Here is a 13576-nt window from a genome sequence, read left to right as displayed (position 1 = left end):
GGACAAATGATGTTCACTCACCATGCGTCCAATGGCCTCGCGTTTGGTCTGTGGGCTAGCGCTTTACCTCGAGAACACTCTTCAAGGCATGAATGTCCAGGTGGGCCTCTACCAGCAGTTTCTTGAGCTTGGCGTTCTCGCTCTCGATTTCACGGAGCTTGCGGGCGCCCGGCACATCCATGTCGCCACATATAAAAGGAGGTATCGCTGAAACCGCCTTTGCGGCAGATCCCCTTGATTGGTGCACTGGACAGATTCTGATTCTCGCCATTACCTATTTGCCTCGCTCAGCAAACGGTCCGTTATCTGCTTGCGCAAGCTGGCCAGCTCACCGCCAGACTTCATTTGTCTAATGACGACCTCCACCTTAGGCACCAGCGCACGATGTCGTTCGTGCAAAAAGTGATACAACTCGATGTGCTGCAACTTTGGAAAAAGAGGGTGAATATCTTCTTGAAATCCGAGTCTGCTTAAGACGAGCATCCCACTGAACAAATCATTAACAGCCACGTCAATGTGACCTGCATTGAGCATAAGCATCATCTGATCCATGGTCGTTGTAGGAGATACATGTGGCATTCCGAAAACCCCTCTTTCTGATGAGCCAACACCTCGCACGATGCCTATCCTGTATGGACGAAGTGAGTCCCAACCATTTACTGAGAAACTCATTGATTTGGTAAATGCAATGGGTTCGATGTAGTTGATGGATTCTGAAACAGCGATCAGCGTGGGATATTCATTCTGCACAGCAAGCACACGCTGTATTTCTCCATCGAGATGGCCCTCACTTGACTCAATCAATGATCGTTTCGCCGGACCATCTATGAACTGGAGTTGGATGCCTAGCTTGCTGTAGACCGCAACAAGAATTTCAGCACCAACCTGCTGATCTGGAACATTTTCGATCTTGGCAAGACGCAAAATGCCCTGGGCATGACACGCGAGGCAGGCGAGACCGAGCATTGCGCTGAATAACGCAATACTTCTCCAACGAGAGAATCCGAACCTACCAACGTACAGCGAATTCATGGGTTATGACTCATCATAGGCACCATCTGAATGGATGCCTTGCCATTTTTTCGCAATTGGGCTCCCAATTTTTACGGTTTGTCAAGGGGAATGAGGTTCATGTTGACCGCGCCTTTGTCATTAATCAGCAACGATACGGTGAAGGCCGCACTTGGTGTGTAGGGAACGAAGGCCAGATGTTCATAACATGGACGTGCATGTAGGCCAACAGATGCAAAGTTCTACCTTAATGGGAATTCCTGAAATTTCACGGGCCTTGCGGAAGGGGGCATACATCACCGTTTTCAATTGCCTTGATTGACCTGCCGGGTTTCTTCAGGCCAATCTCAACTTGACTTCCTGGTCTCGGTTGATAAATCGTTCTTCAAGCCCGCGATGAACTCAGCCGGTGTGCGGCAATTCAAACTCGAATGGGGCCGAATTTCATTGTAGTGACGCCGCCAGTCCTGAATGATGACCTTGGCCTCCAGCCGGTTTCGGAACCATTCCATGGCCATGCATTCATCTCTGAACTTGCCATTGAAACTTTCATTGGTACCGTTCTGCCAAGGCTTTCCTGGATCGCTCAAAACGGATTCCAGACGTTCATCTTTGGCCTAATTCAATAGGGCCAAACTGACGAACTCGGGACCTTTGTCACTGCGTAAATAGCGTGGTGCACCGTGAATGCTGATGAATTGGCTCAGCACATCAATGACCCGCTTGGAACGGATAGAGCCTGCCACGTCAATGGCCAGACATTCCCGTGTGTACTCGTCCACCACCGTCAGGCATTTCAATTGCTGGCCGTTCGCACAGGAGTCGAACACAAAGTCATAGCACCACACCGAATTGCGCCCCAGCGGCGACATTGGCCGTGGGCTGGTTCTGGCAAAGCCGCGCCGGCGCTTCTTGCGTGGCGGCACCTGCAGGCCCGCTACGCTCCAGATTTGACTGCAGCGGTCCTTGCTGATCTCCAGGCCCTGGCGCGACAGAAAGACATTGATCCGTCGAGCGCCAAAGCGCGGGAATTGCCCCGATAGATCTTTCATGGCTTCAATCACTGGTGCGTCTTTGACCGGCATGCGCAGGTCGTAATACAAGCCCGAGCGGGCTGCTCTCATCAGCGCACACGCCCGCCGCTGGCTCAGTCCACGCTGTACTGCGTAGCGGGCCTGATCCAGTCGGGCCTGTGCGCTCACCATCTTTTTGTGTTGATTTCCTTCATGACCTCGATTTCCAGGTCACGGTCAACAAGCAGCTTCTTCAGCCGGGCATTCTCCGCCTCCAGCGCTTTGAGGCGTTTGACCTCATCGGTATCAAGCTGACCAAACTTCTTGCGCCAGATGTAAATGGTCGCGTCACTCACACCGTGGCGCTTGGCCACCACCGCCACACTGTCCTGGTCCGTCTCGCGCAGCATCCGAACTATCTGCTCGTTACTGAATCGTCCCTGCTTCATTCCCGTCTCTCCTTGCAGAGGAGACCATTCTCTCAAGCTTCAATTGGTCCGAAATTCATCGGTCAGGTCATGATGATGTTTGGTCGGATTAGAAAAGGAGCACTTACTGTCACAGCATTCGGTGGTAGGTCAGGAGCACCTTACTGCAAACCAGTGATTCGTAAAGAGGCTGAGTAGCCGTGGTGGCCGTGGCAGTTTTGATCTTAAAGCGCTGAAAACGCAGACCCTTGAAGTACTCAATCGAGTAGCGCATAAGAACTTTGACATGGCCATTGAGGTTCATTGATGGATCGGCCAATAAGTATGACGAGCAAAGGACCGGTTTGATCGTGATGGAGCATCCTATAGGGTAGATCTGACAGTTCCTGAACCGGTAGTCATTTAGGCCTCCAATGCCAACGTAAGGAATGCCGATGCAGATCCTGTACATCGATCAGCATCCGTAACTGTGGTGCCTAACGCATACACCAATGAATTATGCTTGGATTAAATTCCTGTCCCAACGCAATTCCCGCCAGGTATGCGCCAAGCTTGCGGGATTGCTCTTACAACGAAGTCTTAATTCTGCCTTTTATTCGTGGCGTGGAGCGCGAAGCACTGCCAACGTTTGATCCACAGTCTCACGATTTCCCTCATAAGGTAAGGACGATTCATGATCGTCGATGCAGAGGGCAGATACTGCACGTCTCCGTAAACTGGGAATTCTGCGCAAAGGAGAACCAATCAGTTGTAAATGCCACAGTTTAATTTGTGCCCCACAGGCTAGTGGCACTGGGTCCGCCAAATTTCAAAAAGTTGACAGCACCCGCTATATTTTCTGGATCGTCAGGGCTGCCAATCCAGATATTGATGGTTACGTCCAGTAACTTTCCAAAACTCCCCTGTCTTGTGTAATTGTTCCATTCCTTCGATCAAGTAGCGGCGTGTTTCACTGGAGTCTGATTTGATGGGAACTAGTGCTCTGACTGGGTACACTTTGTACAACGCACGATGTATACCTTTATATTTCGGATTACTCAGCAGAGGATCAACAATATCTGCAGACACGATCATTGCGTCCGTTCTTCCCAATAAGATTTTGTCCAGGGTGCAGGGCACGCAATGCGTCACCTTTACAGGAAATGAAAAGAATGATTCGTGACCGGGTTCAATTTCAATTTTCTTGGCGCTAACTACACTTGAGGCATCAAGCGGTGCCCGCTGGTGCGAGTAAATGACAAATGGAACTTGGCCGAAATTAACTTCCGTAACGTAAGCTAACCCGGGGGGGGCAGAAGAGTCACCATTTTGAATGAGCGGAATGTGGAAATCCGCATGACCAGCCGCCGTCTCTTCCAAAGATCTGGCGAACGGGCGCAGGACAATCTTTGTCGAAGAATGAGTGGCCCTGTCAAGTGCGCGGATAAGATCTACCAACCTGCCATGACCTCCATTGGCGTCAGCTTCGGCAGAAAAAGGTGACTCCCCTATTGACACAACACGGTCTTCCGCCTGTGCTTGCAAGGCTGGGAACCCGGTTACAAGTATCCATGCGACCATTGTCTGACGTATCATCAGATCATCTTCACGTGGTTCTTCGCTTGGAGGCAGAAGAGGTCAATTCTATTCCCATTTAAGTCGAGGTTCTTTGTACTTGAGCTGCGTATTTTGTTGGAACTTCTGACGATATCAAATTAAGTAGGAAGCGTTGTAACACTTGCGGGGTCTCAAAAGTGAACTTAATCAAGATTAGTTCTCCTCAAACTTTGTCGCAACTGATATTACGCAGAATGTTGGTGGCGTACATTGTGTTCGCAACGTCAATTCTCGGCATCTTGATATTCCTTGAGTACCGTGTAGTCAAGGCGGAAATAGTCAGCAACCTGCATTCTATGGTAGGAACCTTCAAGCCAGGTGCTGAATCAGCACTTTGGGAACTGCAGGGTGAACTTCTCAATTCAATGGTCAATGGAATTGGGGCAAACCCTATTGTTGTTAGCGTTGAAATTGTTGGTTTGGAAGGCAAAGTTGGTGCGTCGTGGAGGAGTCCGTCCGGCGCTCGCCCATCCCCTGATCTGACAGTTCAACAGACTTTGCACCACACAGACGTCTATGGGTTACAGGACTTAGGATACTTACGAATTGCGTCAAGTGATGCAGTGCTTATGTCACGTCTTGGAGACTCAATTTCGCTGGTTGTTATGACTACGTCAGCAATTTTCATATTTCTTGCTCTGCTGATATGGTTCCTAATTCGCTCCGTTATAGTGAAGCCGTTGGTGGTTTTTTCTGATCAGGTTGAAACGCTATTTCTAAGTGGTCAAGGTAAACCAATTGATCTTGGAAAAGTTAAAGTTGGCGAGATTGAAACCTTGAAACTGGTTTTTAACCAGCTCATGAAACAATTGGCGGAAAGTCACGGTCAAATAGCAAAACAGAACGTATTACTTAATCTCGAAAAGGATGCATTAAAAAGAGAAAGTGAGAAGAACCTAGCACTCTTACGTAATGCCAGCGACGGCATTCATATACTGGATGCCGATGGCAATATCATTGAGGTGAGCGATTCATTTTGCAGCATGATAGGCTACGGACGAGATGAGCTAACAGGTATGAATCTCTCGCAATGGTCCACCAGTCGTTCCGCCGCAGAGCTTCAAAAGATTTTGTCAAAGTTGCTTTTAAGGGGTGGTCGTTACCAGTTTGAGACGACTCATCAACGAAAGGACGGAGCAGTTTTTGATGTTGAAATAAGCGGCGTTGCTCTCATGTTGGACGGTAAGCCGGCACTGTTCAGCTCTTCGCGTGATATTACGGAACGCAAGCAAAACGAAATCGAGTTGCGCATTGCCGCTACAGCATTTCAGTCTGAGTCAAGCGTGATGATCACCGATGCAAATACAGTAATCCTTCGCGTTAACCAAGCGTTTGTCGAGACAAGCGGATATTCGTCTGTTGAGGTTGTGGGACACACGCCGCGTCTTTTTAAGTCTGGCCGCCATGACGCTGAGTTTTACAGATCTATGTGGGAAGCAATAAGTGTCAACGGAGCCTGGCAAGGGGAAATTTGGGATCGTCGTAAGAATGGTGAAATTTATCCCAAATGGCTATCCATTGCAGCAGTCAAAGACGAAAAGGGAGCTGTCACTCATTACGTTGGATCTCACATCGACATAACTGATCGGAAGGCATCGGAGGAAAAAATTCAATATCTGGCTTTCTATGATCACCTGACGGCGTTGCCCAATCGACTGCTTTTAATGGACCGGCTTCAGCAGGCATTTGGTGCGCGCTCCAATCGAAAGGGGGCGTTACTGATCATTGACTTGGACAATTTCAAAAATCTTAACGACACTCTTGGACACGACTTCGGGGATATTTTGCTGCAACAAGTCACGCAACGCTTGAAATCTTGCGTTCGTGAGGGCGATACCGTTGCACGACTGGGAGGGGATGAGTTCGTGGTTTTACTGTTGAATCTGAGCGAACAATCCATGGAGGCCGCAGCGATCTCGGAATATATTGGTACAAAAATCCTCTCTGCCGTCAGCCAGCCTTATCAACTCAAAAACCACATGTTTCGTTGCACGGCCAGTATAGGAGTCACCTTGTTTGACAGCGGCGACCATGCCAAAGATGAGTTGATGAAGCAGGCTGATATTGCTATGTACCAGGCCAAGAAGGCTGGTCGCAACGCTATCCGCTACTTCGATCAGAATATGCAGGACAGTATTGCGGCACGTGTATACATGGAAAATGAATTACACAATGCTTTGGAATCACAGCAGTTGCATCTGTACTACCAAATACAAGTAGATGAGTTTCGCTGCCCAATTGGAGCGGAGGCACTGATTCGCTGGATTCATCCAGTGCGCGGAATGGTTTCGCCAATACAGTTTATTCCTCTGGCAGAGGAATCCGGATTAATTTTGCCCATAGGAAATTGGGTGCTGGAGAGGGCCTGCGCGCAGTTGAAGTCTTGGCAACAAGATGCGCGAACAAAACACTTTACTTTAGCGGTAAATGTCAGCGCTAAACAATTCCGACAAACAGATTTCGTGACGAATGTGAAGGCTGCGCTGCTTCGACATGAAGTAAATGCAAATCTACTTAAACTGGAGTTGACGGAAAGCCTCTTGCTGGAAAATATAGAAAAGACGGTTTCGACTATGAATGCATTGAATTCAATAGGAGTACACTTCTCATTAGATGATTTTGGTACTGGCTATTCGTCGTTGCAATACCTAAAACAATTGCCTCTCGACCAGCTTAAGATCGACAAATCATTCGTGCGAGATATCGAAACAGACGTTAGCGATTTGGCAATCGTTCGCACAATTATTGCCATGGCACATAGCTTGTCCATCAGCGTAATTGCTGAAGGAGTAGAGACGGAAGAGCAAAAAGAGCGCCTTCTAATGAGCGGTTGTTCCAATTATCAAGGATATTTGTTTGGAAAACCGCTTCCGATAGATGAGTTTGATGCGGCATTGTCTTGTAAATAAGTCGTCTTTATCTTTGTGAATTATTTGTCCTTTATAAATGCTATAAATGAAGCGCCATGTCTCGGATGCGCGCTAACTTTTAATCGATGCCAAGGTATTAGCCAGAACCTTTTCTTCAACTTCTTCGAGTAGGTGCTTAGTGCCATGTTAGCGTCAACCATTTTTTAAATGAAAGATTTGTGATAACCTTTTCAAATTGGAAAAATCGATGTTGCCTCAAAGTTCATTTAGGTAGTTTTGGTAAATTTTGTTTAATGTACCATTTTTGTACAGTTTTAAGACCGCACCGTTCAAGCGCTGAATAATCATGGGATCCAATTTGCGTGAAGCCCACAAGTAACTTGGGGACTCGCTTAATGTCCCCGGCATTAGTCGCAACTTGTCACTCAATCCCTCTGTCTTGATGTAATACGCACCGGTTAACTCATTAATGTAAAAGAAGCGAGTTCTTTTGTTGAGCAAAAGGCGAAAAGCTCCTGGAGTGCCGCCAGCACTCTCATCTACCCTGACGCCATGACTTCGTAACATGTTCGCATAGCTTGCACCGGCTTGAGTGGAAACTAGTTCACCCGTGTCAGCTAGTTCTTTATAGGAGTGAATTTGTAGAACTTCGTCATTGCGCCCAATCAAGCGCTCTCGAACGTTAAAAAGTGGGGTTGAAATGCGGTAAGAAATTTCATTGCGAAATGGTGTATCTAAAAGTGCGCAAACCACATCCAGCTTGCCCTTTTCCAAATCGAATTCAATACGTTTGATTGGTGTGGGTGTGGGATCAATGCGAAAGCGCAGACCCATTTCCACTTCTTCTATAGCTCGCAAGATGTCGGGACAGAGTCCCCGTGCTTCTTTTGTTGATTCGATATATTTTGGGGCGGAACCTACTTGTGCCACGGTTGACAAAATCACCGGCTCATTTGCGCCTGCCCCCTCTGTTAATAGGGCAAGCGACAGTATCAACAGTGAACGCATATTCATAGACACGAAGTATCTAGACCGCCTTTGTCATTGTCAAGGCAACGTACTTCTGGGGTCAAGCGAGAGTCAAACTGATCAGTCCACCCGGGACAACCGGTAGCCACTGAAGCTTTGTTGTTGGCAATCCCCCAACGTGACTTCGTGGGTGCCGGCAGCCCCAAGCATATTTCAGACTGGATCAGATCGCGCGTTTGGGGTGTCTGATCTAAGAGCTCGACTTGAGCCCAAAGGTCCACCGAGAACACTAATGCACAGGCACTGCAATCCTTCGGCCAAGGCCCCAAATGCTCAACAAGAGAAGACTTGCGCCGAACCATTGCCATCCGCTCAGTCTTTCCCCCAGAAACAGCGCCGCCAATACCACGGCTGTAAGCGGCTCCACCAATGTCGCAACTGTCAAGGCTGTCGGGTTCAGTCGTGCTGCGCCCCAACTGAACGCGAGCAGAGCGAGCGCAGCAGTCACTATTCCGAGGTACAGATACCAGGCTTGCGGTGGGATTTCGGTTGGCCAATGTAGTGGGCGGTACAATGAGGAGAGACTCATAACCAATGTCGCGACCATCGTTAGGCAGGTTGTTGCCTGCCCGGCGCCAAGTGCTTTTGAAAGACGCCCGCTAATCAGCGTGAAACCCGCGTAAAGAGTCGCGGAGGCAAGGGCACACAAAACGCCAACGATTAACTTATGTTGGTCCATCGCTCTTGTACCGGTATCGTGGAGCGAAACAATCAAAATCGTTCCTGTGACAGCCGCCGCAAGCACAGTGATAAGGTAAACGTCAAGCCTTTCTTGACCCCGGACAATCGCAACAATCGTCACGAGGACCGGCGGCAAACACAATGCGATAAGAGTTGGAATGGCGGCGCCAATGCGTTCAATCCCAAAGAACCAGAACAAAACATAGCCTGCCATCGATGTTCCGGCCACGACCACAGTAAACAGGAGTGGTCGTAACTTCGATAAAAGTATTTTTCGACCAAATACTGCAAGAAGAACAACCGAACCAACGGAGAATCGCCAGAACGAAATGTTTTCAGGTGAAATGCCGTGTCGGGCAATGAGCACGTTCACGATCAATGCACCCGTGCCCCATAGAAAACCCGCGAAGCAAGCAGCCGCCATCGCCAGGGCTTGCAGTATCGATTGATCGCGTGGCTCATTGGATGGGTTCATCATTTATCCTGGTGCATTTCGCTTGGATGTTTGAAAGGCTCGTCGTCATCGCCGAATGTTCCGTCGCTTCACGGCGTTGAGTTGGCCAATTCTGACGTGAAATATCTTCATTCTTTAACAGGAATTCAAATAGTCTCATCCCAACTATTCAAGTAGGTTGTTGCGCGGCTAGAAATTCCGCAAGACGTGTCAGCTTTGGCGCTTGTTTTCGGTCCTTAGGGTAAACGATGTGCATCGGTTGGGGGTAAGTGATTCGTTAACAAATTCTCCGGCCGCCCGGCGGCTACGTCGCCGCCTAGCATCACTAATGACCGCATCGCGATCCCAAACTCTTTCAATGCAGCCCTGCGCAGTTCCAGTGCATTGATGGACTGGAAGCGGCAAGCCGCCTAGCCACGTTGAGGGGTACTGGTGCGTTCCAGCACCCAGCCACCCCGACACGTCCAACGGTAAAACCCCAAGCATTGGTGATCGGCCAAATCCTCAGGATTGTGCGGCGTGCCCCAGCGTTTGGGGTAAGCAGGTGATGCGCGATCATGGAGTCATAGGCTTCAATGTTCGGGCCATCGAACCGGAGTCGACCATAGAAGAACTGATCTATAGGGCTTCCAGTTGAAAACATCTAGTTCTATGGATATGTTGTCTATAATATTGGAAATGAAAGAAGTCACTCCTATCCACCAGCGTATAGCCGAGGCATTGCGTCTCCAGCGGGCCGAGCGTGGACTGTCCCTGGAAGCTTTAGCCCAAGCCACAGGCGTTAGTCGCTCCGCCTTGTCGTTGATCGAGCGCGGGCAGAGCAGCCCGACTGCCATCGTGCTGGACAAAATTGCCGCAGGGCTTGGCATCACGTTGGGAAAATTGTTTGAACAGAGTGGTCGGAGCACCGATGTACCGGTTACACCACTGGCACGGCGTGCGGAACAAGTCACATGGACTGATCCTGGTTCAGGCTATGTCCGTCGAGCTGTATCTCCAAGGAATTTTCCTTCTTCAGTGCAGTTGGTTGACGTGGAATTTCCACCGGGTGCTCGTGTGGCTTTCGAGACTGTGTCGCCTACCCCCCACTTTCATCAACAGGTTTGGATACTTAGTGGTGAGATGACACTCGTCATTGGCGAAGACTCGTGGCATCTTAAAACCGGTGACTGCTTAGCTATGACGCTTGAGCAACCTACGGTCTTCTACAACCCAACGGACCGTGTCTCGCGCTATTGTGTGGTGATGGTGAGCGGTATCTACTCATAGTAGACATATGAAATGATTGAATACACCTTGATGCCGCAGGAAAAGCCCGATGAAACACAGGTCGAAATCCCGCTGTCCATATCGGAAGAACTAACTTTTCCGTGCACTTTGAGTTTCACCTCATGCAAGTGAAGCTAGCATGATGCGGTACAAAAAAGTTCGATGGACTATTTGTGCATTCTCGCTTGTGGTGTTGCCTCTATTTTTGCAGTGTATTGGAGGCGCGTGGGTGCGCATTGCCGACATGGCGCTTCTCTATGTGCTGCTGGCCTTAGGTCTTAACGTTGTGGTCGGCTATGCAGGACTTCTTGATTTGGGGTACGTGGCCTTCTACATGATTGGGGCATACAGTTACGCACTACTGGCTTCGCCGCACCTGGTCGAGACTTTCGACACCATTCAGGCGCTTCTTCCGCATGGCATGCACACGCCGATATGGATCATGATTCCGCTCGCGGGTACTTTGGCGGCATGTTTGGGTGCATTGCTGGGCGGGCCAACCTTGCGTCTGCGCGGAGACTATTTAGCAGTTGTTACCCTTGGTTTTGGCGAAATTATCCGCGTGCTTGTCATTAATTTGGATGCGCCTGCCAACATTACGAACGGCTCAAAAGGTATCGGGTCTATAGACCCAATTTACGTGTTTGGCCTCAATCTTGGTCGGCCGATAGTGATATCCGGATTCAAAGTCGTTTCGGTGACGCTCTATTACTACCTGTTCCTGATCTTGGTTGTTGTTAGCGCATTCGTGTGCTCTCGCATCGAACGCTCACGCGTTGGCCGTGCTTGGATGGCCATTCGTGAGGACGAAATCGCCGCCAAGGCGATGGGCATCAACACGCGCAACATGAAACTCCTGGCGTTCGCAATGGGTGCAACTTTTGGGGGGATATCGGGAGTCATGTTTGGCGCGTTCCAAGGCTTTGTCTCGCCGGAGGCCTTTACCCTCTTGGAGTCAGTCATGATCGCAGCGATGGTCGTTCTGGGTGGCATTGGACATCTGCCTGGCGTCATTCTTGGGGCGGTCCTTTTGTCCGCATTGCCAGAAGTGCTGCGGTACGTAGCAGCTCCGCTGCGCGACCTGACCGATGGAAGACTGGATCCTGCAATTTTGCGCCAGTTGCTCATTGCGGCATCAATGATTTCCATGATGTTGATCCGACCACGTGGTTTGTGGCCATCTTATGACCACAGCAAGAATATATTGAACAGTCGCCGTCAGATGCCAGATTGTTGACGTTGGTGGACAACGTCAATGTGCGGACTTATATATTGGCGACCCTCCCTACTTGAAGCAGACTTTGACAACATGGGCCGCGAAGCGGTTTGAGCATTGGAGGTCAGTTGAGTCGTTCGTAATGGCTAGCAATGTCTCGGCGTGCCACTGGACTCAGATGCCCTTTTGGGCTGCAAGACTGGAGAGTCTTGTATGTTTTTGCAAGGCATCCAAGAACTTATGAACAAAAATCCAGAGCCTGAACAAACTCTGACCAAGATGCCGTCTCTCGTGGTGGATAAGTCCTTAATTACCGTAGCGAAGTATCAAAGCTTTACGCGTACTGCTTCGGTGGTGAGCGTCACCCCGGCGGCGATCAGTAGACAAATTCGGGTGCTTGAGGATTACCTAGGAACTAAGCTTTTCATCTGCTCTGGCGGTACAGTCAGGCTAAGCCCGGAAGGTTCTGCCATTTATTACGCCGTTCAATTGTCAACATCTCACAATCAGCGGAGAGGCACAGAATCGCTGTCCGAACTGGTAGGCCGTTGGGACAAGTATCTGCATGCTTTTGAGAATCCGGTTCAGCCCCAGCCGCTGAATCAAAAGCAATTGCTGTTGTCTAGCAATGTGAAGTCACAGTTTCAGCCTCCAAGCCTGGAAGCAAAACACCAAATTAGGCACCGAAGTAATCGCCCGAGCTAGGTTTTGTACCGAGGCCGGGCACGGGCCTGAAAGTATATTATCGCTGCCAACTAGCGGATAACGGCCAGTTCCTCCAGCTTCCCCCCCTTGACAGTCTTAAGGGTCAGGGCACCGCCCTTGATGTCGCCCTTTTCGTCAAAGGAAATGGGGCCGGTCACGCCTTCGTACTTGGTGGCTGCCAGTGCGAGCAGGTACTTGGCTGGGTCGGAAGAACCGGCCTTGACCATGGCTGCAACCATTAGGTTGACCGCGTCATACACGTAGGGAGCGTAGATCTGCACGTCGACACCAAACTTGGTCTTGAACTTCTTGTCGAATTCTGCCTTGGCGGTAGCGTACTTGCTACCCTTTTCTACGCCGCCGGCTTCGGCGCAATAGACCTGGTTGTCAGCAATGGAGTCGCCAGCCAGCTTCACCAAGTCGGTGGAGCAGATACCGTCACCACCCAGGAACTTGGCGTTGATGCCTAGAGCCTTCATCTGGCGCAGCATGGGGCCAGCAACGGCGTCCATACCACCGAAGAACACCACGTCAGGCTTCTTGCCCTTAATGGATGTCAGGATGGCGTTGAAGTCAGTAGCCTTGTCGGTGGTGAATTCCTTGGCAACCACTTTGCCACCGGCGGCAGTAGCAGCCTTGGCGAACTCTTCGGCCACGCCCTGCCCGTAAGCAGTACGGTCGTCGATCACGGCAATGGACTGGCCCTTCAGGGTGTTCACAGCATAGCGGCCCAGGGTGCCACCCAGCTGAGTATCGTCAGCGACGATACGAAAGGCCGTCTTGAAGCCTTGGCGGGTGTATTTTGGGTTAGTGGCGGATGGGGAAACTTGAGGAATTCCGGCATCACTGTAAATCTTGGATGCAGGTATCGTCGTGCCGGAGTTCAGGTGACCGATCACGCCAGAAACCTTGGCATCAGCCAGTTTCTGTGCAACGGCGGTACCTTGCTTTGGGTCAGCCGCGTCGTCTTCGGTCATCAGTTTTAATATAACTTTTTGACCACCGATAGTCAGGCCTTTAGCGTTGATTTCTTCAACGGCCATGATGGCGCCGTTTTCATTGTCTTTGCCAAGATGAGCAATAGCGCCGCTGGTTGGACCTACGTGACCTATAGTAACGACGGACTGAGCATAAGCGCCAGAGGTAGATACAAGCACTGCGGCCAGGGACAATTTCTTAAAAAACAATTGCACGTTGATAACTCCATACTTTTGCATATTGACTGACTCTAATAATTGACATCATAAATATTGACATCGCCAATATCAGTAGGCATGTGGGGAAAGCCTTCATCAGTCACCGTA

9 protein-coding genes and 1 pseudogene are annotated in these 13576 nt (G+C 49.9%); 4 read left to right on the top strand and 6 right to left on the bottom strand.

What is annotated here, in order from left to right:
* Positions 1–270 precede the first annotated feature (270 nt).
* From AAGF34_RS05015 to AAGF34_RS05005, 3 genes and pseudogenes are all read right to left on the bottom strand, one after another.
* The gene (locus AAGF34_RS05015) at positions 271–1032 is read right to left on the bottom strand and encodes a transporter substrate-binding domain-containing protein (RefSeq protein WP_342619527.1); all 762 of its coding nucleotides are present in this window, start codon (positions 1030–1032) and stop codon (positions 271–273) included.
* A gap of 398 nt (positions 1033–1430) precedes the next feature.
* Positions 1431–2473 (bottom strand): annotated as a pseudogene (locus AAGF34_RS05010) (IS3 family transposase); the annotation flags it as partial.
* An 825-nt stretch (positions 2474–3298) separates the two neighbouring features.
* Entirely contained in the window at positions 3299–4027 is a 729-nt protein-coding gene (locus AAGF34_RS05005) for a hypothetical protein (RefSeq protein ID WP_342619526.1), read from the bottom strand.
* Positions 4028–4185: 158 nt separating this feature from the next.
* Here AAGF34_RS05005 and AAGF34_RS05000 point away from each other — a divergent pair, with 158 nt between their 5' ends.
* Positions 4186–6957 carry an EAL domain-containing protein gene (locus tag AAGF34_RS05000; protein WP_342619525.1) on the top strand — a complete coding sequence of 924 codons (2772 nt, stop codon included), beginning with the start codon at positions 4186–4188 and terminating at the stop codon, positions 6955–6957.
* A gap of 216 nt (positions 6958–7173) precedes the next feature.
* Here the strand turns inward: AAGF34_RS05000 and AAGF34_RS04995 are convergent, their stop codons facing one another.
* Positions 7174–7932 carry a transporter substrate-binding domain-containing protein gene (locus AAGF34_RS04995; protein WP_342619524.1) on the bottom strand — a complete coding sequence of 253 codons (759 nt, stop codon included), beginning with the start codon at positions 7930–7932 and terminating at the stop codon, positions 7174–7176.
* A 244-nt stretch (positions 7933–8176) separates the two neighbouring features.
* Complete coding sequence (locus tag AAGF34_RS04990) at positions 8177–9106, bottom strand: DMT family transporter (protein ID WP_342619523.1); 930 nt, start codon at positions 9104–9106, stop codon at positions 8177–8179.
* Positions 9107–9760: 654 nt separating this feature from the next.
* On the opposite strand from AAGF34_RS04990, the gene AAGF34_RS04985 reads away from it, so the two are divergent.
* The 3 genes from AAGF34_RS04985 (at position 9761) to AAGF34_RS04975 (ending at position 12272) form a co-directional block, all read left to right on the top strand.
* Positions 9761–10351 carry an XRE family transcriptional regulator gene (locus AAGF34_RS04985; RefSeq protein WP_342619522.1) on the top strand — a complete coding sequence of 197 codons (591 nt, stop codon included), beginning with the start codon at positions 9761–9763 and terminating at the stop codon, positions 10349–10351.
* 142 nt (positions 10352–10493) lie between these two features.
* Positions 10494–11588 (top strand): ABC transporter ATP-binding protein, encoded by a 1095-nt coding sequence (locus AAGF34_RS04980; RefSeq protein ID WP_342621035.1) that lies wholly within the window; start codon positions 10494–10496, stop codon positions 11586–11588.
* Between the two features lie 192 nt (positions 11589–11780).
* Positions 11781–12272: a LysR family transcriptional regulator gene (locus AAGF34_RS04975; RefSeq protein ID WP_342619521.1), complete on the top strand. Its 492-nt coding sequence runs from the start codon at positions 11781–11783 to the stop codon at positions 12270–12272.
* 50 nt (positions 12273–12322) lie between these two features.
* Here AAGF34_RS04975 and AAGF34_RS04970 read toward each other — a convergent pair whose 3' ends face one another.
* Positions 12323–13489 (bottom strand): branched-chain amino acid ABC transporter substrate-binding protein, encoded by a 1167-nt coding sequence (locus AAGF34_RS04970; protein ID WP_342619520.1) that lies wholly within the window; start codon positions 13487–13489, stop codon positions 12323–12325.
* Positions 13490–13576 lie beyond the last annotated feature (87 nt).

Source organism: Rhodoferax sp. GW822-FHT02A01 (assembly GCF_038784515.1).
Taxonomy (GTDB): Bacteria; Pseudomonadota; Gammaproteobacteria; order Burkholderiales; family Burkholderiaceae_C; genus Allorhodoferax.
The sequence above is the reverse complement of the archived record's forward strand: the minus strand, read 5'-3'. Positions and strand labels throughout refer to the sequence as shown.

What these genes read in the sequence shown, in the direction of transcription:
- AAGF34_RS05015 (WP_342619527.1), bottom strand. Translation starts at nt 1,032, where the DNA reads ATGAATTCGCTGTACGTTGGTAGGTTCGGATTCTCTCGTTGGAGAAGT.
- AAGF34_RS05005 (WP_342619526.1), bottom strand. Translation starts at nt 4,027, where the DNA reads ATGATACGTCAGACAATGGTCGCATGGATACTTGTAACCGGGTTCCCA.
- AAGF34_RS04995 (WP_342619524.1), bottom strand. Translation starts at nt 7,932, where the DNA reads ATGAATATGCGTTCACTGTTGATACTGTCGCTTGCCCTATTAACAGAG.
- AAGF34_RS04990 (WP_342619523.1), bottom strand. Translation starts at nt 9,106, where the DNA reads ATGATGAACCCATCCAATGAGCCACGCGATCAATCGATACTGCAAGCC.
- AAGF34_RS04985 (WP_342619522.1), top strand. Translation starts at nt 9,761, where the DNA reads ATGAAAGAAGTCACTCCTATCCACCAGCGTATAGCCGAGGCATTGCGT.
- AAGF34_RS04980 (WP_342621035.1), top strand. Translation starts at nt 10,494, where the DNA reads ATGCGGTACAAAAAAGTTCGATGGACTATTTGTGCATTCTCGCTTGTG.
- AAGF34_RS04975 (WP_342619521.1), top strand. Translation starts at nt 11,781, where the DNA reads ATGTTTTTGCAAGGCATCCAAGAACTTATGAACAAAAATCCAGAGCCT.
- AAGF34_RS04970 (WP_342619520.1), bottom strand. Translation starts at nt 13,489, where the DNA reads ATGCAAAAGTATGGAGTTATCAACGTGCAATTGTTTTTTAAGAAATTG.